This is a genomic window from Chryseobacterium sp. MHB01 (assembly GCF_034651565.1).
GTDB lineage: Bacteria > Bacteroidota > Bacteroidia > Flavobacteriales > Weeksellaceae > Chryseobacterium > Chryseobacterium nepalense.
On sequence record NZ_JAYEDA010000013.1, the window covers coordinates 1 to 19197 of the forward strand.

At 31.7% G+C, this 19197-nt stretch carries 21 protein-coding genes; 14 read left to right on the forward strand and 7 right to left on the reverse strand.

The window, feature by feature from the left end; all coding sequences use genetic code 11:
• From U9K52_RS21340 to U9K52_RS17610, 7 genes are all read right to left on the reverse strand, one after another.
• On the reverse strand, window positions 1–108 hold a 108-nt coding region (locus U9K52_RS21340), incomplete at its 3' end, for a cysteine peptidase family C39 domain-containing protein (RefSeq protein ID WP_323673815.1).
• Between the two features lie 144 nt (window positions 109–252).
• Complete coding sequence (locus tag U9K52_RS17585) at window positions 253–1080, reverse strand: GLPGLI family protein (protein ID WP_322927568.1); 828 nt, start codon at window positions 1078–1080, stop codon at window positions 253–255.
• Window positions 1058–2155, reverse strand: a complete 1098-nt coding sequence (gene gwsS, locus U9K52_RS17590; RefSeq protein WP_322927569.1) for a grasp-with-spasm system SPASM domain peptide maturase — start codon at window positions 2153–2155, stop codon at window positions 1058–1060. The genes U9K52_RS17585 and gwsS overlap by 23 nt, the downstream gene beginning before the upstream one ends.
• Window positions 2152–2352 (reverse strand): hypothetical protein, encoded by a 201-nt coding sequence (locus tag U9K52_RS17595; protein ID WP_322927570.1) that lies wholly within the window; start codon window positions 2350–2352, stop codon window positions 2152–2154. Before U9K52_RS17595 ends, gwsS begins: the two co-directional genes overlap by 4 nt.
• On the reverse strand, window positions 2342–3340 hold the full coding sequence (gwsG, locus tag U9K52_RS17600) for a grasp-with-spasm system ATP-grasp peptide maturase (protein ID WP_322927571.1): 999 nt from the start codon (window positions 3338–3340) through the stop codon (window positions 2342–2344). The genes U9K52_RS17595 and gwsG overlap by 11 nt, the downstream gene beginning before the upstream one ends.
• The gene (locus U9K52_RS17605) at window positions 3337–3888 is read right to left on the reverse strand and encodes a hypothetical protein (RefSeq protein WP_322927572.1); all 552 of its coding nucleotides are present in this window, start codon (window positions 3886–3888) and stop codon (window positions 3337–3339) included. The genes gwsG and U9K52_RS17605 overlap by 4 nt, the downstream gene beginning before the upstream one ends.
• A complete protein-coding gene (locus U9K52_RS17610) occupies window positions 3882–4076 on the reverse strand; it encodes a hypothetical protein (protein ID WP_248389339.1) in 195 nt (64 codons plus the stop codon). The genes U9K52_RS17605 and U9K52_RS17610 overlap by 7 nt, the downstream gene beginning before the upstream one ends.
• A gap of 323 nt (window positions 4077–4399) precedes the next feature.
• Here U9K52_RS17610 and U9K52_RS17615 point away from each other — a divergent pair, with 323 nt between their 5' ends.
• The 14 genes from U9K52_RS17615 to U9K52_RS17680 all read left to right on the forward strand — a co-directional run bounded on the left by U9K52_RS17615 (window position 4400) and on the right by U9K52_RS17680 (window position 19196).
• Entirely contained in the window at window positions 4400–6139 is a 1740-nt protein-coding gene (locus tag U9K52_RS17615) for a helix-turn-helix domain-containing protein (protein WP_322927574.1), read from the forward strand.
• Between the two features lie 119 nt (window positions 6140–6258).
• Window positions 6259–6441 (forward strand): hypothetical protein, encoded by a 183-nt coding sequence (locus U9K52_RS17620; protein WP_322927575.1) that lies wholly within the window; start codon window positions 6259–6261, stop codon window positions 6439–6441.
• 69 nt (window positions 6442–6510) lie between these two features.
• Window positions 6511–8688, forward strand: coding sequence for a prolyl oligopeptidase family serine peptidase (locus tag U9K52_RS17625; RefSeq protein WP_322927576.1), 2178 nt, complete (start codon window positions 6511–6513; stop codon window positions 8686–8688).
• Between the two features lie 2 nt (window positions 8689–8690).
• The gene (locus U9K52_RS17630) at window positions 8691–10889 is read left to right on the forward strand and encodes a lantibiotic dehydratase family protein (RefSeq protein WP_322927577.1); all 2199 of its coding nucleotides are present in this window, start codon (window positions 8691–8693) and stop codon (window positions 10887–10889) included.
• 18 nt (window positions 10890–10907) lie between these two features.
• Window positions 10908–11750 carry a thiopeptide-type bacteriocin biosynthesis protein gene (locus tag U9K52_RS17635; protein WP_322927578.1) on the forward strand — a complete coding sequence of 281 codons (843 nt, stop codon included), beginning with the start codon at window positions 10908–10910 and terminating at the stop codon, window positions 11748–11750.
• 73 nt (window positions 11751–11823) lie between these two features.
• Window positions 11824–12885 (forward strand): PKD domain-containing protein, encoded by a 1062-nt coding sequence (locus U9K52_RS17640; RefSeq protein WP_322927579.1) that lies wholly within the window; start codon window positions 11824–11826, stop codon window positions 12883–12885.
• 289 nt (window positions 12886–13174) lie between these two features.
• On the forward strand, window positions 13175–13816 hold the full coding sequence (locus U9K52_RS17645; protein WP_322927581.1) for an NlpC/P60 family protein: 642 nt from the start codon (window positions 13175–13177) through the stop codon (window positions 13814–13816).
• A complete protein-coding gene (locus U9K52_RS17650) occupies window positions 13816–14748 on the forward strand; it encodes a type VI secretion system baseplate subunit TssG (RefSeq protein WP_322927582.1) in 933 nt (310 codons plus the stop codon). The genes U9K52_RS17645 and U9K52_RS17650 overlap by 1 nt, the downstream gene beginning before the upstream one ends.
• On the forward strand, window positions 14745–15701 hold the full coding sequence (locus U9K52_RS17655; protein WP_322927584.1) for a TssN family type VI secretion system protein: 957 nt from the start codon (window positions 14745–14747) through the stop codon (window positions 15699–15701). Before U9K52_RS17650 ends, U9K52_RS17655 begins: the two co-directional genes overlap by 4 nt.
• Before the next feature lie 25 nt (window positions 15702–15726).
• Window positions 15727–16887 (forward strand): hypothetical protein, encoded by a 1161-nt coding sequence (locus U9K52_RS17660; protein WP_322927585.1) that lies wholly within the window; start codon window positions 15727–15729, stop codon window positions 16885–16887.
• A gap of 54 nt (window positions 16888–16941) precedes the next feature.
• Complete coding sequence (locus tag U9K52_RS17665) at window positions 16942–17454, forward strand: type VI secretion system transmembrane protein TssO (protein ID WP_263601889.1); 513 nt, start codon at window positions 16942–16944, stop codon at window positions 17452–17454.
• Window positions 17455–17484: 30 nt separating this feature from the next.
• The gene (locus U9K52_RS17670; RefSeq protein WP_263601888.1) at window positions 17485–18030 is read left to right on the forward strand and encodes a hypothetical protein; all 546 of its coding nucleotides are present in this window, start codon (window positions 17485–17487) and stop codon (window positions 18028–18030) included.
• A 24-nt stretch (window positions 18031–18054) separates the two neighbouring features.
• Entirely contained in the window at window positions 18055–18753 is a 699-nt protein-coding gene (locus U9K52_RS17675) for a hypothetical protein (protein ID WP_263601887.1), read from the forward strand.
• A 14-nt stretch (window positions 18754–18767) separates the two neighbouring features.
• Window positions 18768–19196, forward strand: a complete 429-nt coding sequence (locus U9K52_RS17680) for a GPW/gp25 family protein (protein ID WP_263601886.1) — start codon at window positions 18768–18770, stop codon at window positions 19194–19196.
• The last annotated feature ends 1 nt before the right edge of the window (window position 19197 follow it).

The following is a 19197-nucleotide window of genomic DNA, read 5'->3' on the forward strand; positions in this document are numbered from 1 at the left end:
GATCTGCTGCAGGGAAATGGTTTTACCATAGTATTTGCTGACGATACGAAGGCACGTAGGTCCGCAGTCTTTGGAATCAGGCTGAAGGTAAAAGGGAAAGGATTTCAATTTTTAATCAATTTGTATGCAATAAATGGCGTCATTCTGGCAACTACTTTTTAGAATATTTTTTAATCTTTAAAAACAAACAATTTGTTGAAAAAATAAACTGCAGCTATAAATATAAACGGATATTAATGAATATCAATGATTTTAAGGGTACTTTATTGCATCAGCTAATTCTATCGGATTATTGTTTTTCTTAATGTACTGCTGTTCATTTTTTGTAAGCTCCTTGTAATCAGGTTTAAATGGTTTGCCGTTTTCATCTTGCCAGAGAACTTTTATATTTCCTGTTTTCATTTCTCTATATGGGTCGTTGTAATGATCAATAAGAACTTTTGCAAGTTGTTTCTTTGTTACTTCCAGGAAGGTTGTAGAGAAAAAATTTATATCTGTAATCTCATCTTTTTTTATTCCTGTAAAGCTGAATTCATAATTATTTTTAGTGTCTTTCATATAAATAATCAGTCCGGGTAATCCATTGAAAATAGATGGACCTTCCTGTAAAGATATATCAGATGTAAACCATATTTCCCAATTACGACCAGAATAACTTAATGATGTTTTCTGACAGGTATAACCAGCAATGCTTTTTGTTTCAGGCATTATTTTCCAGTCAAAATCTGGAGCTTTTTCCGATAGCTGATATAGATCTCTGAATAAAGAGGTAAATTTTGATAATTTTTTTGTCTTAGAATCCTTTATAACCATAAAGGCATACTCATATTTAATCTGGCTCTTAACTCCTTTCTTTCTATTTTCAATTACTGTGGAATCATTTTCAAATTGCTCTTGAGAATAAAATTTAGATTTATCGTCTTTTATCAGTAAGATCATATTTTTATTTTTAATCTCTTCTTCTAATGAATCTGTTTTGTAATTCATACGATAATATACTTTGTAATTTTGTGCAATCGACTGATTAAAAATTAATGTTATAAGAACACATAATGTTTTAAATAATATTTTCCAGTTCATAATATTGTATTGCTTTTTGTTTTAAAGGATTGGTACTCCACTCTTCCCATTCTCCTGTGTATGGATTGTAGCCGCATTTTAAAGGTTTTGAAGTGTCTAATCCTTCTTTATTAATATGGCTGCGTTCTGTGTACGCTCTGCAATCTGTACAGATGTAGCGGAACTCACAGTCTTTGCAGACTTCAATCTGGTCTTTGGTAAGATTCCAGTATTTTTTGAAATCAGATTGCTGTAACGCTTCTTCTAATGTTGTGTCTTTTATATTGCCGAAACTTTGTGGCATAGAAGGGCAGTTTCTGATATTTCCTTCTGCGTCAATTGATATTTTTTTGTGGAGACAGGAGTTATGATGGTGAGATTCGGAAACTATTTTTAAATTAATTGTGCTCATATTTTCTGCTATTTCTCCACAACTTTTACAGTTATGGATCTTTTTTTTATGCAAAAAAATCTTATCTGAAGACATTTTGTCTGCATTTTTTTCTGTGTAATTATAAATATCTATTTGTGTAATAATATTATAATTGTGCAGTATTTTAGCAACTTTATAGCAATTAAAATTTAGGAAGTCATTTTTTACTAGGATAATTTGAATATCTTTCAAGAAGTTATCTCCTGACTTTGAAATTTTATCTATGAAATTTATCAATATTTTAATGTCATTTATGTAAAAAATTCTAATCTGTAAACTTTGTACGCGTAGCTTTTCAAAATCATATTCAATTTTTTCTAAATATGATAGATTAGATTCAGCATCTATGTCTATGATTGCGTTTATTATTCCAAACGGCTGCTTATATTGTAAATTAATTTTAGGAAATGATGACGCCTCTTCTTCGTCCAAAACTTCAAAAATTAATTCATCTTTTAACAGAAATTTTTTATAAGTATTGATTATTTTTACACTTTCTGGGTATATTTTCTTTAATAATTCGAAATCTATAATGATATTATCGATTAAAATATTAGCAAAGTCATTGGGTATATAGTAATATAAATTTCTTGTTGTATCCAATAGCAATGTTCTCACATGACCCTTGCACAGAATAATATCACTAAATAGTTTATATGTCATAATTTTGATATGGGCTTATATAGTTTTCTTGAAAATGTAATAGAATTTTTTATTTTATTATGTCCTTTAATTTGTAAATTCTCATTATTATCAAGAATATTTTTCTTCACTTTTAATTTTTCTAAATCGAGTAGTATAAAGCTTGTATTGATTTTTTTTAATTTGTTTTTTAACAATGCTTCATGATTATTCTGCATATAATTTACTTTTTAAGTGTAATACTAATTCTTCTTCAATAAAATAATTACAAGGATATGAAACCATTCCAAATTGACCCACCGGATTGACCTCTAAAAAATAATACTGATTATTATAGCTTTTAATCAAATCAATAGAGCCCATCGTCAGATGTAATTCTTTCATCAGATTTCTCAACATATCCTCTATTTTTTGAGGAAGTTTAAAAGGGATTCTTCTATTAGGTCGTTTAAAGTCATAATTTCTAAAATCAACCTTTGTATGCTTATTTTTATTGGAAAAAATTGCCATGGAATAAAATTTACTTTCTAAAAAAAACACTCTAATTTCAAATCTTTTTTTTATTTCCTCCTGAAAAAGAGAATTTGAAAAACTTTTCCCGGTACTTTTTATATCCGAAATTTTTTTTGTATGGGTGATAAATATTCCACCTTCTTTAGCATTAAAGCTTGTCGCCTCATATATAGGCTTAGTAATTAGATCTTTTTCAATATTTTGTAAGGCATGCAAATTATTTGCTATGTATGTTTCTGGAATGGTCAATCCTATCTTTTTTGCAATTTTTAGAACGTGCATTTTTTCTACGGACAATATATCTTTATAGTAATCATACCATTTCCAATTGGGATAGAAATCAAACAATATTCTTAAAAATTTATTATTTTCTGCAAAAATGAATTTTGAAAGAGTAACAGCATTATGATCAATTATGCCAGCCATTTTTGTAATACTTTCACTGCTTTGGTCAATAAATCTCCGACACCATACGATCTTAATTTCCTCTAAATTGACTTTATGATTTAGTAAGACATCGGTTATTATTATTTTTTCAGATTGAAAATCAATAAAGACATTGTATAGTTTAGGATTATTTATTTCATCTATATTAAGTCTCACATAGGGAATTTTGTGAAAATCCAACCAGCAACATATATCATTAGTTGTTTCATCAAAAAAAGATTTTGAAATTATTAAGATTTTACTCATAAGATAAGACCTTTAAATTCTTGATCGGCATATAATTCTATGTCAAGGTCGTAGCTTAATTTTAGTGCTTCAGTAGATTTATTTTTTCTGCAAATTTTTATTTCCTTCACGACAAAAAGATAATTCCGGTCTTTATAAGAAAAATACCTTTTCAGCATCTTTTTTTGCATTCCAATATCTTCAATAATATCATAGCAGAGGTATTTTTTGCCATCATCAGTTGTAATCAATTTACTTTTTTTCTCTGAAATGTCAGGAAGACTTTTTATAAGAAACAGCGAGGTAATAATATTATTACCACAATAATTATTCACTATTGATTTTTGTTGATTGCTGAAAATTCTTTTTCCATAACTTTTATGAAAATAATACTTAGAATTTTTCCTGAGACCTAAACTTTTGAATGCAACAGCATTTTTCTGGTTCTGTATAACATAACTGAACTTTTCATCTTTTAGAGCTGTAACTTCTGTAGATGTTTTACATGCCATAAGAAAGGAGGCTACGGCAAAAGCCGTAACCAACCTGTTTGTGATGTTATTTAACATGCCCAATCACTGTCATCACATGTTCCGTCATTTGAAGGGTGAGCATCGCCCTTGCGTCCTGTCATGACAAGTGTATCACATCCAGAAGATATAGTACTGGAACCAGGGTTTGATAGCCCTCCTTTTACTGCAATTAGATCATTCTTTTTGATTTTTTTGCTATTTAATGACCCTAATGTTTTTTTCATTTTTGTTGATTTTTTAAAATTAAAGATTTTGTTTGCCGTATAAACCCCGGCATGGGTTTTTGCTGATCAGCGGTTTTCATTTATACTTTGCAGTGCGCACTACAAAAAATAAACATTTGTGTTTTTTGTTGAAGCAAAGATGCAATGGTGCGATAATTTTTACAAACAAAGTATTCCTAAATTGATCAATTTTGGAATAATCGAAACCAAGATTGATCAATTTTCAGTACTCAAAAACATATAACATTTTGGTTTTTAATTTAATAAATTATTATTTGGGAAATACTTAAAATATAGTATTATTGTACTTGAAACGCACTTGTATGTATAAAATTATATTATTTATTTTCTCTTTTTTTAGTATCCTATACTTTTCTCAAAGTACAAAAGACTTTAAGATTCCTGATTCATTAAAAAATAGAACCTTTGATCAGCTAGAGAAATCCTATAGCAAAGAATTTCGTGTAGAAAATAAATCTCTACTTTATGCGAATACTTTTTTAGTAAAAGCAAAAAAAGAGAAAAATGTTATAAAGCAGATAGATGGATATTTTTTGCTTTTTACAAAATCCAGAAAAAACATTCATTATGTTGACAGTATAAAAAATGTTATTCGTAAAAATAATACTGTAGATAATCTCTCACATGGTTATTATAAAATGGGACATATTTATTACAATTCTAACAAATATGATCAAGCGTTATCTTCCTATTTACAAGCACTCACTTATGCAAAAACAAATGATAATAAAAAAAGTATCATATTAATTAAGAATGCGATTGGAGATATTAAGTCACGGACGAATGATTATGAAGAGTCTTTAAAAATTTTCAAAGGAAATTATGATTATATCAAAAAGGAAGAAACAAAAGATCCTAATAATTATTTATCTGTTTTGTATAGTTTAACAGTTGCCTTTAACGGAGTGGGAAAATACGATTCGGCTTATGTCTATGCAAACTTAGGAAAATCTAAATGTCTTGTATATAATAAGAAATATTACTATCGCGCCTTTGATCTTGCCTGCCATATAATTGAATATCATCTAAAAGATAATGAAAAATCAGTTAAAGGATTAAAGAAAAATATAGATTATTTTAAAAAGCATGACTCTACCAATTTAGGGATTTCGTATATGTATTTATCCATGAACTTCCAGAAATTAAATAACAGGCGTGAGTATTTCTATTATTTTAATAAAATGGATTCTATACAAAAGAGAATAAAGTTTATTCGTCCGGAATTAATAGATTTATATAAAAATTCTTTAGATTTTTACGAAAAAAAGGGAAATAAAGAAAAAGAGCTCTATTTGATTGACCGACTTATAACGCTTAATGATACTATTTATAAATCAAATTATGAGTTTTCCAAAGAGATTCACAAAAAGTTTGACACCCCTGAATTGTTAGAACAAAAGCAGAAATTAATTTCCAATTTAGATAAAAGGAATACTGTATTATATTGGTTTCTTACTGGAGGCTTTTTGCTGCTTTTCATATTCATTTATTTGTATAGTACAAATCGGAAAAAATTAAAAACATATAAAATTCAAGCACAAAAATTAATTGATATACAAAATAAAAGTTCAGTAATTGACGAATCAGATAATTTGCAGAAATTAGATGTAGAAGATAAAGAAATGCAGCTCCGTAATACTTTAGGAAATAAGAAACCTAATAGAGTTAAAAGTCAAATTCCCGAAAATATAAAAGAGGCATTAATTTTAAAGCTACATGATTTTGAAAAACAAAAAATGTTTATTACTAAAAGTATTACGTTACATTCTTTATCTAAAGAATTTGAAACAAATAGAGATTATTTGTCAAAAATAATTAATGAAACTAAAGGTAAAAGTTTCTCAAAATATTTAACTGAATTACGAATTAATTTTGCTATTACCGAATTAAAGGAAAATAAAACATTAAGACTAAAAACTATTGCAAGTATTGCAGAAGATGTAGGTTTTAATAATGTGGAATCCTTCACAAAAGCATTTAAAAATATTACTGGCACTTTACCTTCTTATTACATTAAAATTTTACAAAAAGAAATTAAATAATTGATATTCAGCATTTTAAATATTTTTGTTAATGCTGTATTTACCAATATCGGCAACAAAATGTAGGTATACTTTGAAAAAATAATTAATTTGCCATCGCAATTTAAAAATCATATTAGATGAAAAAACAAAATGAAAAAACGTTAAAAAAATTATCGTTGAAAAAACTACAAATGATTAGTATTACTAATTTGGGAAAAATTAAAGGAGGAGATGGAGATACAGGAGGAAATAATACAGGTGATATGGGACAAGACACATCAATTCAAGGTCTTGCCGATATGAATTTTAAAATTAAATAAGGAATTTAAGGTGTGGGGTGCAAAATAGCACCTTACACCAATATTTTTCATCATACGTACATTAATAATATGAAATATATATTCACATTTTTGATTTTTTGCTATCAAATTTTATTTTCCCAAAAACAAGAAGTAATTAAATCATCGCCATCAACGGATCAATATTTTGGCAATAGAATAGTAGATGAATATAGAAATATTGAGGATGTAAAAGATTCATCTGTAATAAGTTGGATGAAAGAACAGAATAATTATACTAATTCTATTTTAAAATCTATTCCATCTCGTCAGTATTTAATCGACAAACTTGACGAGATGGATAGTAAAAATGAATATTCTATTTCTTATTTACAAATTACAGATAATGATAAATATTTTTATATAAAAAGACAAGTCAAAGAAAATGTCCAAAAACTATATTTAAGAAATGGATTTGATGCCAAAGAAGAATTGTTATTTACCTCTGCCGAGTATAAAAAGAATAACAAAGAACATGTTATCAATTATATAAAGCCCAATTATGATGGGTCTAAAATTGTGGTTGCTTTAACTGAGGGTGGAAAAGAAATTGGAGAAATGATTATTATTGATGTTGAGAAAAAAATCATCTTACCTTATACAATTACCCACTGTTGGCCGTCTGATGGTGGTGGAGTTTCATGGCTACCTGATAATAATAGTTTTATTTATTTGTATTACCCAATAGTGGATAATAAATCTGAAATGTTTTTAAAAAACATGGCATCTGTAGTATATAAAATTGGTAATGACCCTAAGATAATTCATCCAATATTATCAAAAAAAGATTATCCGGAGCTGAATTTAAAAGAAGAAGACTTCCCTATCGTTTCAATTAATAAAAATAATCAAAATTATCTAATAGCAGAAATTGGGGGAGCGGCAAATTTTTCGGATACGTACTATGCTAATTTTTCAGAATTAAACAATAAACATATTAGTTGGAAAACTCTGTATAAGAAAGAGGATAAAGTTGTTGATTATACCCTAGTAAAAGATAACTTGTATTATGTGAGTGCTAGAGGAACAAAAAACAATTTTGTTGCACATACAGTTCTAAAAAAGCCAGATTTCTTGCATCCCGAAATCATTATACCCGAAATGAAAGATGACGTAATTGGTTCTGTATACTCTACAAAAGATGGATTATTTCTTACGACAACAAAAAATGGTGTAGAGTCTAAACTATATTTTTATTCTTCACAGAAAAAAATTAATGAAATAGTTTTACCAATTCCTTCAGGTAATGTAAAGTTAACAACAAAATCAAATAAATACTCTGATATATGGGTTACTTGTTCCGGTTGGATTAACACAGATAAGAGATATAAATACCATGTTTCCGAAAATAAATTTATTCCAGAAAATATAAATCCTATTATAGAATTTCCTGATTTTAAATATATTAAGGTTCTAGAGACAACCGTGAAATCTCATGATGGAAAAGATATTCCTTTGTCAATTATATACAACAAAGAATTAAATCCAAAAGAGGAATTACCTTTATTGGTTTTAGGATACGGAGCATATGCTACTTCCTATAGTCCCTTCTATGCTAAAATAGCTTTATTATGGGTTATAAAAGGAGGGATTGTAGCATATACACATGTGAGAGGAGGTGGAGAAAAAGGGGAAGATTGGCATTTGGGAGGATTCAAGAAAACAAAACCTAATTCGTGGAAGGACTTTATTTCTTGTATCGAATACATGCATGAAAAAGGATACTCAAATCCAAGTAAAACAGCCATTTGGGGAAGCAGTGCAGGAGGAATAGTAATGGGTAGAACTATGACAGAAAAACCAGACTTAGTAAAAGCAGTAATTATAGCTGCAGGAACTTTGAACACTATTCGAATGGAAACAGCTCCTAATGGTCCAAATAATATAAAAGAATTTGGGACAGTTAAAAATAAAGATGAATTTGGTTATTTATATGAAATGGACTCTTATCATCATATTAAAAAATGGACGAAATATCCTGCAACACTTATAACTGGAGGATACAATGATCCGAGAGTACCCATATGGATATCAGCAAAATTTGCAGCCAAACTAATGGCTAATAATACTTCAAAGAACCCTGTTTTACTTAAAGTAGATTTTGATGGGGGACATGGCAGAGATAATACTAAGAAAAAAGCTTATGAAGATATAGCTGATATTTTCGCTTTCGCATTTTGGCAGCTAGGACATCCCGATTACCAACCCAAAGAAAACCCAAAAAATTAACAATGCCCCGTTTCCCGTATCAGTTTTTTGATGAGTTCGTTGTTCGTACTCCTTTATTTTCGCGGAAAGACTTTCAGGAGCAACTGAGCAGAAATGAAATTCCTGATTCAGAGTTACAAGAAATTTGCAGAAATCCTGTTTTTCTGGAGGCGCTTTATCTCGCGTCACCCAACCTTCACGATGAAGCCTGTAAATGGATCCAGTCAGAAAAAGACTTTTCTTCTAAAGAATTTCAGAAACTAAAACAAACCCTGTTAAAATATTATAGCAGAATAAGCTGCCGGTGTACACCTTTCGGATTATTTTCGGGAGTAGGGTTGGGATCCTTCGACAAAGTCAGGATGACAATTCCGGTTTCAGAAAAAGTCAGGGATACGAAATTGGACATGCATTTTTTGGTCTCCCTTGCTCAGCATTTTGTGCAGCTACCCGAGGTAAGAAAAAAACTTTTATTTTTCCCCAACAACAGTATTTATAAAGTAGGGAGTAAAATTCGCTATGTCGAATATCAGTACACTGAAGGAAAAAGAGAATATATTATTTCTTCGGCACCGCTTTCAGAAGAGCTGCAACGGGTATTGCATTTTTCAAAGCAGAAAAGACCCATAGATGAAATTGCCGGGATTTTGGTAAATGAAGAAACCGCAACATGGGAAGCAGAAGAATTTGTAGAGGAACTCATCAGCAATCAGGTATTGTTAAGCGAGCTTGAGCCGAATGTTTCGGGAAATGATTTTTTAGATTCCATCATTGCTGTTTTAAATAAGATAAAAGCAAATGATAAAGTCGAAATTTTAATCGACATAAAAAATAAGCTAAACGAACTGGATCAGAATATCGGAAATCCCGCTTCAAAATATACTGAAATTGAAAGCCTCATTAAAATATTCGATACCGAATACGAACAAAAATACCTTTTCCAAACCGATCTGTATTACAAAGACGAATTTCTATTGCCAGAACAATGGAAAAAAGAACTCAAAAAAGGAATCAGCTTTCTTAATAAAATTACATTATCTCAGAAACAATCTTATTTGGATGAATTTAAAAAAGCTTTCTATGAACGGTTTGAAACACGGGAAATGCCCTTGGCATATGTTCTTGACACCGAAATAGGAATAGGGTACAAACAGAATATCGTCTCAAACGGAATCCACCCTTATCTGGAAGATTTACTAATTTTTGATTCTCCTCAAAAGCAGGTTGTGAAACTTAGTCTGAATCCCGTTCAGGAAATTCTCAATGAAAAATTGCAGGAAGCGATTATAGAAAACTGCCAGGTAATCAGCTTGGCTGACGAAGATTTTGACGGGTTCATTGAAAATTGGGATGATTTGCCGGATACGATGTCTTTTATGACAGAAATAATTTCAGAAAGCGGAAATGAAAAATTATATATAGGAAACGGAGGTGGAAGCAGTGCTGCTAATCTCCTGGGAAGATTTTGCTCGGAAAAAGCAGGTGTACAAAACCTTACAATAGCCATCGCCCAAAAAGAAGAAAAGCTTCGACAGGCAGAATATGGCAACGATGAGATCTTAGCGGAAATTATCCATCTACCGGAAGCAAGAATAGGAAATATCATTCGCAGACCGACAATACGATCGTACGAAATATCCTATCTGGCGCAATCTATATTATCGAAGAAGATGCAAATACCCATTGATGATCTGTATATTTCTTTACAAAACAATAAGATTGTCTTAAGGTCCAAAAGGCTGAATAAAAAGATCAGACCTTATCTCACAAATGCACATAATTACTATATCAACACACTTCCTGTTTATCATTTTCTCTCCGAACTTAATTCAGAAAATATGCGAACCGGATTATATTTCGATTGGGGAAGTTTAAGTCAGATTTACCATTTTTTACCCAGAGTAGAATATAAAAACATCATTCTCTCAAAAGCACATTGGAAGATCAATGAAAAAGATATTTCCGCAGTGGAAATGTCTGCAGATAAAAACCAGACTTTAACAACCTTTAAAAACTGGAGAGAAAAAAGAAAAATTCCGCAATGGATTCAATGGGTAAAATCTGATAATACGTTAACCTTCAACCTTGAAAATTACGATATGGTACAGCTGTTCTTCCAAATCCTGAAAGCAGAGAAGGCAATCATCATTGAAGAATTTCTGTACAATGAAAACGACGATTTTAAGCGTGAATTTATCTTCCCGATGTACAAAGTAAAATAAAGAAACACAATTTAAACGATGAAAAGAAAATTCCCTCCCGGAAGCGAATGGCTTTACCTGAAAATCTATACAGGAGTGAAAACAGCTGATCTTATTTTGGAGGAAGAAATACAGCCTCTTGTAGAATACTTTCAGCAAAAAGAATATATTTCAAAATGGTTTTTTATTCGCTATAACGATCCTAAGCCGCATTTGAGAGTAAGGTTGCTGTTGAATAATGTCATTTTTTACAATGAAATGCTTGAAAAAATTAATCAGTTATGTGAGCAATTTATTGACAGCGGAGAAATTTCAAATATTCAGATTGATACCTATAATCGTGAAATTGAACGTTATGGTAAAAACACCATAGAAGAAGCAGAGTCATTCTTCCATAAAAACAGCGAATTTACGCTGCAATGCCTTCACTATGATGATGAGGAAAAAATTATAATAAGTATTTTTTATATTGATGAACTGTTGAACAAAATCGGACTTTCTATCTGGGAAAAACTTATTTGGATTAATGATTTTAATGCCGCTTTTAAAGCTGAATTTAATGCAGATAAAAAGCTGAATTCCAGCATAGATAAGAAATACAGGAAGTTTAAATCAAAATATATAGAATTTCTTCAGGCCGATGAATTTTCAGATGAAAGAAATAAAGTTACTGCCCTTATTGAAAAAAGTGATGTTGCTGTAGATTCTATTGTTCGCTATTATGCAGATCAATCTTTAGAAATGCCTTTACAGGAATTCTTTCAAAGCATATTTCATATGAATATCAACAGGCTTTTTGTTTCGCAACAAAGGCTGTTTGAAATGATAATTTATGATTATATGATGAGGTTTTATAAATCACAGGTTTGGATAGAGGCATAAATTTTAAAAGAAAAATAAAATTTGTTTAAACCCGAAAACATAAATACATTTGTAACCACACGAATGATATAAAATGAAAAAAAGAACCAGTTTTCTTCCGAATATTGATCCGAGAATCTATCTAAGCTTTGGAATCATTTTCTTACTCAGTCTTGTTTTCCTGGTTTATCAGTATTTCCGCCACATCGATTGCGAAAATGCTAACTTCTATATTCATGCAGATGAATATATCGTCAACAAAGTAGTTGCATTTAATGATAACACTAAGGGAGCTATATCCTGGGAGTGGGATTTTGGGGACAACACACCGGCTGATCGCCGGCAGCGAACTCTTCATTACTACAAAAAGCCGGGAGAATATATTGTAAAATTAAAAATCAACGGCAACTGTATACACGAAAAACCGGTGACTATTACCAGTATTAGTCAGCAAAATGGCTATCTTCCCATTATCATAGCTCCGAATGTGACAACCGTGAGCGAGCCGGTCTATTTTAATGCTGAAAAAGAAGCCGGCGAATCTTGGGAATGGAGTTTTGGGGAAACCGGATCAACAGATGCTTTAGAAAAAGCGCCCGTTTATAGGTTCAAAACGACAGGTGATAAAAAAATTACCCTTATCGTTAATGGAGACATAGAGCATACTGCAGTAAAAACAATATATGTTGCTCCTAAAGTGATTCGGGCAAAACAAAAGGTAAATATTAAATCCTATAAATTTGAAAAACCTCACTCCGCGTTTTCTTTACCTCCCGGGGAAGCTCAGAAAGATCCTCTTGTAGATATGTTGCAATATATTCCCGTGTCTCCGAAAATGAAACCCCAAAAAGACTCAGGCATTGCTGCGAAGAAAGCTCCGGAAATTTCCAATGAACAATTTCGGATTATGGTTGGGCAGGTTGCGGCACAAACCAAAACCAAGGACGACTTTAAAGATTTCATGTGTGAAAGATATGATATTCCTGTTGTTGTGAACGAAAAAAAACTGATACCATTCGATCAGCTTTGTCAGGAAATTGCCGGTAAAAAAATTAAAATTACTGCTCTTAGGATGAATAAAAATACTAAAAACTGTATTCAGAGTATCAGTATTCATTATAATGTAAAAAAATGGATGTTATGGATGGAAGAATGACTTATAGAAAACAAATTTTCCAGCCCTAAAAGGACAAATGCGATTATTAAAAATGCAATGTAATTTAAAATTGATTAAAAAAAATTACACGATAATTAAATATTACAAAAAGCAAAACTGAAATTAATTATTAACTATTTAATTATTGAGTCGTTTTATTTTAAATTATATTAATTTGAATTGTAATTATTACTTATTTCATAATAAATTGATATATTTGATACTTTAAATTCTATTGTTATTAAAAAAAATACAATAACAGAATAAACACAAATTTTATTAAAACACGATGAGAAAAGATATATTTCATATTATCCTGTATCTGTTTATATATATCGCTATACTTTCATGTAGCGGCAAGAAATACATTACAGAAATCCCTTATTATTATTCAGATCAATATTCTCACAAAAGCCGGAATTTGGCAAATGACATTGGATCCCCGCATTCTATAGAAGGTAATAATCCTCAGATTTTGGATGATGACGTACTGAAAATTAAGGAAAAATATTCAATTATTATGGAAGTAATGCCCAAGGAAATCACAGATTACAGGCTTTATTCCTATATTGATGAATGGCTGGGAACGCCCTATAAAAAACAGTCTCTTGAAAAACAAAAGGCAGTTGATGCTTCCTATCTTATACAGGCGTTGTTCAGTGAAGTATACGAAGAAACCTTTCCTAAAACACCGGATGGTATTTTTCGTTCAAAAATGTTGCAGCTTTTTACAGGAAGAATGTTCCTGAAAGAAGGTGACATCATTTTTTTTCGGTATGATAAATCCCATCCTATTTCTGATGTAGGGCTGTATCTTCATAATGACCGTATTCTGGCGTGTACCTCTAAAGGTCTTAATATCTATAATTTCAATGATGAATATTTTCAGCTGCGTTTTGTAGCTGCAGGAAGATTAAAAGACAAGAAATAATGAATCACTTACAACATATTGCCTCTCTAATTACGTCCTTTCCTCAGGATATCCGTGCAGAAGTCATTATCAATGATCTTATACAAAGCGGAGATCTCAAAGCAGAAGACTATACTGTTCTTAAAGAAGGCCAATTTTCGCGGGCTTATCGCTTCGATGTGCTTGATGCAAAAGTAGCTGATTCCGATGATGAAAAAGCGCAGCTCGTATTGAATCTTTCCCGGGACAGCATGTACGATACACTGCCGCAGGGAATTTTCCATAACTCTCAGAATGATACTTCAGGAAAAGATGTGGATGTGATGATTCGCGAATATTATGATCAAAAAAAACAGCAAAAAGAGGCAAGGAAGTTTTTTCAGCCTTTTGAAAATGAAATGTTTGAATTCGGTGTAGAAATAGAAAATTTTGAGAGTTCCTTCCTGTCTGCACTCAACGGAACCAAAGCTCCCGATCTGTTTTATACATTCTGGAATATGAGCAGGGACTTTCCGCCACTGCTGATCTCAAAATTCATCAGGCTCCTTCCCTTCACCTATAAAATAGTCGGCAATATATCTCAGGCCTGCCACATTCTTTCGATATTGCTTGAAGAAGAAATAACAGTTAATGAACGCGGATATCAAAAATATGCTGACGACAGCAAAACAACTTTGTTGGGTGAGACCCGTCTCGGACTGGATTCTATTACAGGAACTCAATATGATGATTATTCCAGACATATTGATATTAAAATTGGTCCTTTGAAAAAGTCGACATTCACAGACTTTATCTATACAGGAAAAAAGAAAAAATTTGTTGATATGTTCTGCGAATATTTTTTTCCGCTCGAAATAGAAATTACTACAATAATTCTTCTTCAGGAAAACGAAGAAAAATTTGATATGAGTCGGCAAACCAAAGCTATTTTAGGATACAATACCTGTATATGATTAAGATAAAAAAACATATTGCTAATTTATTAGATCCCCAACTCTTTGTCATTTTGTTAGTAGGAATTGCTTTATGTATCATCCTCACGATGATTTTTTCTCAAAAAACAAAAGATTTCAAACAAAAATACCGGGCCAAATTCTACATCTATCTTTTTTCATTTGCTTTTGCTTACGCAATCATTGCGCTTTTAGGTTATAATAGGCTATTTCAGGGAAATAATCTCTATGAATTTGTCTTCTATCAACTGTGTTCTTTAATTATAGGGGTCATTCATTGTTATGTCTATCGTACATATTTTGATAAATTTGAATTCAGAAAGTCCGGTAACGAATATCTTTTTGCTTTACTTTCGGTTTTATATGCCTCCGTTCCCTTTATGTTGATTTACTCATTTTTTAACGGAACAGATCTCGTTTATCTGATGCTGGGACATTTTATTGTATTTTTTATCCCGACCTTCTTAAATGATACATTTAACCGGATCATGAATATTCCTCCCAAAGTCTACCTAACATGGCAGTTTCCGGAAAATTATAAAGAGACCATTGGTCTGTCTGATGATGAATGGCGGGATATGGTTGTCTTCACTTATGTGATGAATAAAGATAAAAGTGCCAGAAAATACAGCGTATACAGAGCTAAAGGACCAACAAGACTTGATTTCGGAAGGCTTTTTTACAACTTTACAGTAGATTACAACCAGAGACATCCGGAAGATCAGATTCAGGTGGAAGACGAAAACGGACTTTTCAGCTGGGTATTCTTTCTGCAGCCCAAATGGTACGAGTCTACTAAATATATTGATCCCAATCTCACCCTTTACATGAATGGCATTGAAGAAAACAGCGTGGTGTTTTGTATAAGAACAGAGCAGGTTTTAGGTAAAAATAAAGAAGCCGGTAAAACAGACTTTGAATATAATCAGGAAAAAGAAAGGGAATATCAATAAAACCATTACAATAAAGATAGCACAAATGATAGAAAAATTAACTCACTTTCCGATAAATTGGATCGACGGAATGAAGATCAATAAAATTCATTTTATTGATATGCAGGATTTTGTAAGCGATTCGGTGCGTGATGCAATTGGAGTGCATACTTCAATGATCAATTATGGTCTCCTGCCGGTAAAAAATTCTATTAAGATTCATCTTATTATTGATAATCATAAACTTCTGCGTATACAGGTGGAAGAGTGCCACGCCATAACACCTAATGGCTCAAGAATAGAAATTGGGGGAGGTGATTACGAAAACCTCGCTTTATCCATTCCCTATCCCGAAGCAGTCCGTGAGCTGAAAGAAAATGAAAATGCGGTCTTACTGGCTTGTATTTCAGTGAATCCATTCAAAAGAACGCCTTACGGCGAGCCGGATCCAGAGGAAAATCCGCCAAGATATCCTTATACTCATCCCGAATATTCACTTAATTTAATCTCAGAAGACGAACTAAAAAGAAACATAGGTTTTGGAAGTAATTATCTGACCATAGGAAAGATTCTGGTAAACGCAGGAGAATCTAAAATTGATGAAAATTATATTCCTCCTTCCGTCACTATTGCCGGACATCACAGGCTTCAGGATCTACATACTGAAATTGATCGGTTTTATGGACAGATTGAACTGTATTCTACGCAGATTTCCCAAAAAATATATGCAAAAAAACAGTCAAACAGCCTGGCGGTGATGATGGAGCTTATGTCTGATAAAACTTTAAATTATTTAGGCATTGAAATCAACCGCTTCAGATGGATGGTGCCGCATTCTGCTCCGGTCAACATGTTGCTTTCGGTTGTGATTCTGGCAAGAATTCTTAAAAACTTTATTGATGCCCGCTCCGGAGCAGGAAAAGAAGAGCTGCTGAATTATTTTGCGGAATGGTGCAACGTTAGCCAGGGAGATTTTGAAATCATATTTTCGGATGTTATTAATCTTGATTATAACCATAATCAGATGGACAGAATGATTGTAAAGATTACCCGTTTTATGAAAACACTTGAAAATCTTTTCTCCATTTTAAGCAGACTTGATTACATCGGGAAAAAACGTGACGGAAGCATTTTCGTATCGGAAAGTACCGATGAAAAGGATACAATTATCCATGCCAAAAGAAGCCGTACTTTCCTGGCAGAATAATTATAAGACGATAACTGAAGCTAAAAATTATATTTCTAAAATTAAATATCATTCATGGAAGTTTTAAATAAAAATCAGCGGAGAGCCGCTTATTGGTTTTTTATATTGTTTTTCCTGCTTACATCCACACTTATTGTAGTAGCTGTTTTTTTCAATACTTATTTTCCGTTTAAAGAAAACAGCCTTCTCAAAGCTGAAAACATACGAATGAAAAAAGAAATGGAAACACAGAATAAATTTTCATTTCAGCTGGAAAAAGTAAAAGTGGCTGTAGATTCTATGGGAATGCCGGGACAGAATGATTTTTTTAATGAAAAGTTGGCGCTTTCCATTCTTGCGGACATGTATAAACAACTCCCGAAAGATACCCTGAAAAACAAGAATATGTACAACAATACCATCATGACCTACAAAGACCTGATTGATGCTAAGAAACAAATCAAACAGCTTTCAGGCAATCAGGAACTGATGGACAGTTTAAGCACAATAAACAAAGCACTGAAAGAAGAATATGATAAAATGAAAACCGATCTTGATGTCTGCAGACAGCTTTATCAGGTTCAGTGATAAAAGAGTTGTATTAAATAAATAATCGAAATGTTAAGATTCTGTATAATTTTTTGTGGTATATTCTTTTTTGAGCATAAGCTTTATGCTCAGAATAAGCCATTTGATTCTGCACAATTTGCTCATTTCGATTGTGGAATTATCCAGACTAAGCAAAAGCTGGATCACCGTTTTTTTGCAAGTGCTCCGGCAATAAGGCTGAGAATAGATAATGAAGAGCAAATGTACGCTTCATTTCAGCTGGGAAAAAGGAAAAATAAAATATATCTCTATCTGAAGCTGCTTGGAGAAGATATCTGCATTAATAATGATAAAAATGTTGACGTTTATTTTAAAACAGGCGAAGTTATTGTCCTGAAAAATGAATTTCCGATCAACTGTGAGTCGCTTTTCGCAAAACAGTTAAGTAAAAAAGAACTTAAAAAATTTAAAGAAAATGAAATAACACAATTACAAATTTACACGTATAAAAAAAATTATGAGATATATCTGAACGAAGTACATAGACAGGATATTCTCCATTACATTAATTGCCTTTCAGCATATAATATTAGAAAAGGTGAAATCCATAAATAAGAGAGTAAAATAAAATCGTATAAAATGAGTCCGCTGCCTGAATTAAATCTGAATTTAGGAATGTCAAAAGATCCTGATTTTCCTTTTAATGAAAAGGGAAAAGAAGAAATAATCATAAGAACGGATTCTGCACTCAGGAAATATACGATTAGTCTTACGATATCCGATCAGGAGGCGGGGACTATAATTTTGCAGATTAATGGAAATGAAATTGAAGTTCCCACGTATAAACTAATTGTGACCGATGACAAGACAGAAGAAATACGATCTTATCAGGTAACAAGAGATATATTGAGATTTGTTAAAACCAAAAATAAAAAAAGTTGGTTGTCATTCTTCGGATTTAAAAAGTTTGATAAAGCGTCTTATCTCTACGAAAATATTCCGTTTGAGCCGAAACAGGACAGCATTGAAACATTCGATATTTCAGCATACAGAAAATTATCTCACGACATGCTGTTTTACCAGCTGGAAAGAAGCGGGGGTAAGATGGTAATTTATGCAGGAGATATCAGCAATTTTATAAAACCGGAACATGTTGAAAAATATTTTATTGTTGTAGATAATGACCAGGGAAAGAGCTTTATCGGAGATATTCTTTACCGTGAAAAATTTCTGAAACTTACTCCCAAAGTAGAACTCAGGATTATCAAAAGAAAGCAGGTTCCGATGAATTTCGAATACAATAATAAAGGAAGTATTAAAAAAATTATTTATCTGTAAAATTTAACACGGCAATGAAAGACATTTACTACAACATACCAATTGATTTTGAAAGACTTACCAGCAAAAAAGAGGTCGATAAAATTTCTTTGGAAACATCACTGCGGCAACATCTCTTTCTGCTGGCAACCACGGCATTGGGAGAATGTAAATTTGATGAAACCTATGGCTCGGAAATATGGGAAATAGATTTTGATCTCCTGAAGAGCGACAACAGCCTCAAAGAATTAATTTCTGAGACTCTGAAGAAATCAATTATAAAACATGAGAAAAGGCTGGAACTTGAAAATGTTGAGGTTTATGTAAGTGACCATAATCTTGGAAATTCAGTAAAAAGAAGAATGAAAAAAAGAGTGTCATTTGCCATTAAAGGGCTCATTGCAGAGACTGACCGTTCATTTGTGTTCAGTAGTTGTTTTTTTGTGGGACCACTTTCATATTAAT

Bases quoted from the DNA above. Each gene is read 5' to 3' on its own strand.
- U9K52_RS17585 (WP_322927568.1), bottom strand. From the start codon at position 1,080: ATGAACTGGAAAATATTATTTAAAACATTATGTGTTCTTATAACATTA.
- gwsS (WP_322927569.1), bottom strand. From the start codon at position 2,155: ATGACATATAAACTATTTAGTGATATTATTCTGTGCAAGGGTCATGTG.
- U9K52_RS17595 (WP_322927570.1), bottom strand. From the start codon at position 2,352: ATGCAGAATAATCATGAAGCATTGTTAAAAAACAAATTAAAAAAAATC.
- gwsG (WP_322927571.1), bottom strand. From the start codon at position 3,340: ATGAGTAAAATCTTAATAATTTCAAAATCTTTTTTTGATGAAACAACT.
- U9K52_RS17605 (WP_322927572.1), bottom strand. From the start codon at position 3,888: ATGTTAAATAACATCACAAACAGGTTGGTTACGGCTTTTGCCGTAGCC.
- U9K52_RS17610 (WP_248389339.1), bottom strand. From the start codon at position 4,076: ATGAAAAAAACATTAGGGTCATTAAATAGCAAAAAAATCAAAAAGAAT.
- U9K52_RS17615 (WP_322927574.1), top strand. From the start codon at position 4,400: ATGTATAAAATTATATTATTTATTTTCTCTTTTTTTAGTATCCTATAC.
- U9K52_RS17620 (WP_322927575.1), top strand. From the start codon at position 6,259: ATGAAAAAACAAAATGAAAAAACGTTAAAAAAATTATCGTTGAAAAAA.
- U9K52_RS17625 (WP_322927576.1), top strand. From the start codon at position 6,511: ATGAAATATATATTCACATTTTTGATTTTTTGCTATCAAATTTTATTT.
- U9K52_RS17630 (WP_322927577.1), top strand. From the start codon at position 8,691: ATGCCCCGTTTCCCGTATCAGTTTTTTGATGAGTTCGTTGTTCGTACT.
- U9K52_RS17635 (WP_322927578.1), top strand. From the start codon at position 10,908: ATGAAAAGAAAATTCCCTCCCGGAAGCGAATGGCTTTACCTGAAAATC.
- U9K52_RS17640 (WP_322927579.1), top strand. From the start codon at position 11,824: ATGAAAAAAAGAACCAGTTTTCTTCCGAATATTGATCCGAGAATCTAT.
- U9K52_RS17645 (WP_322927581.1), top strand. From the start codon at position 13,175: ATGAGAAAAGATATATTTCATATTATCCTGTATCTGTTTATATATATC.
- U9K52_RS17650 (WP_322927582.1), top strand. From the start codon at position 13,816: ATGAATCACTTACAACATATTGCCTCTCTAATTACGTCCTTTCCTCAG.
- U9K52_RS17655 (WP_322927584.1), top strand. From the start codon at position 14,745: ATGATTAAGATAAAAAAACATATTGCTAATTTATTAGATCCCCAACTC.
- U9K52_RS17660 (WP_322927585.1), top strand. From the start codon at position 15,727: ATGATAGAAAAATTAACTCACTTTCCGATAAATTGGATCGACGGAATG.
- U9K52_RS17665 (WP_263601889.1), top strand. From the start codon at position 16,942: ATGGAAGTTTTAAATAAAAATCAGCGGAGAGCCGCTTATTGGTTTTTT.
- U9K52_RS17670 (WP_263601888.1), top strand. From the start codon at position 17,485: ATGTTAAGATTCTGTATAATTTTTTGTGGTATATTCTTTTTTGAGCAT.
- U9K52_RS17675 (WP_263601887.1), top strand. From the start codon at position 18,055: ATGAGTCCGCTGCCTGAATTAAATCTGAATTTAGGAATGTCAAAAGAT.
- U9K52_RS17680 (WP_263601886.1), top strand. From the start codon at position 18,768: ATGAAAGACATTTACTACAACATACCAATTGATTTTGAAAGACTTACC.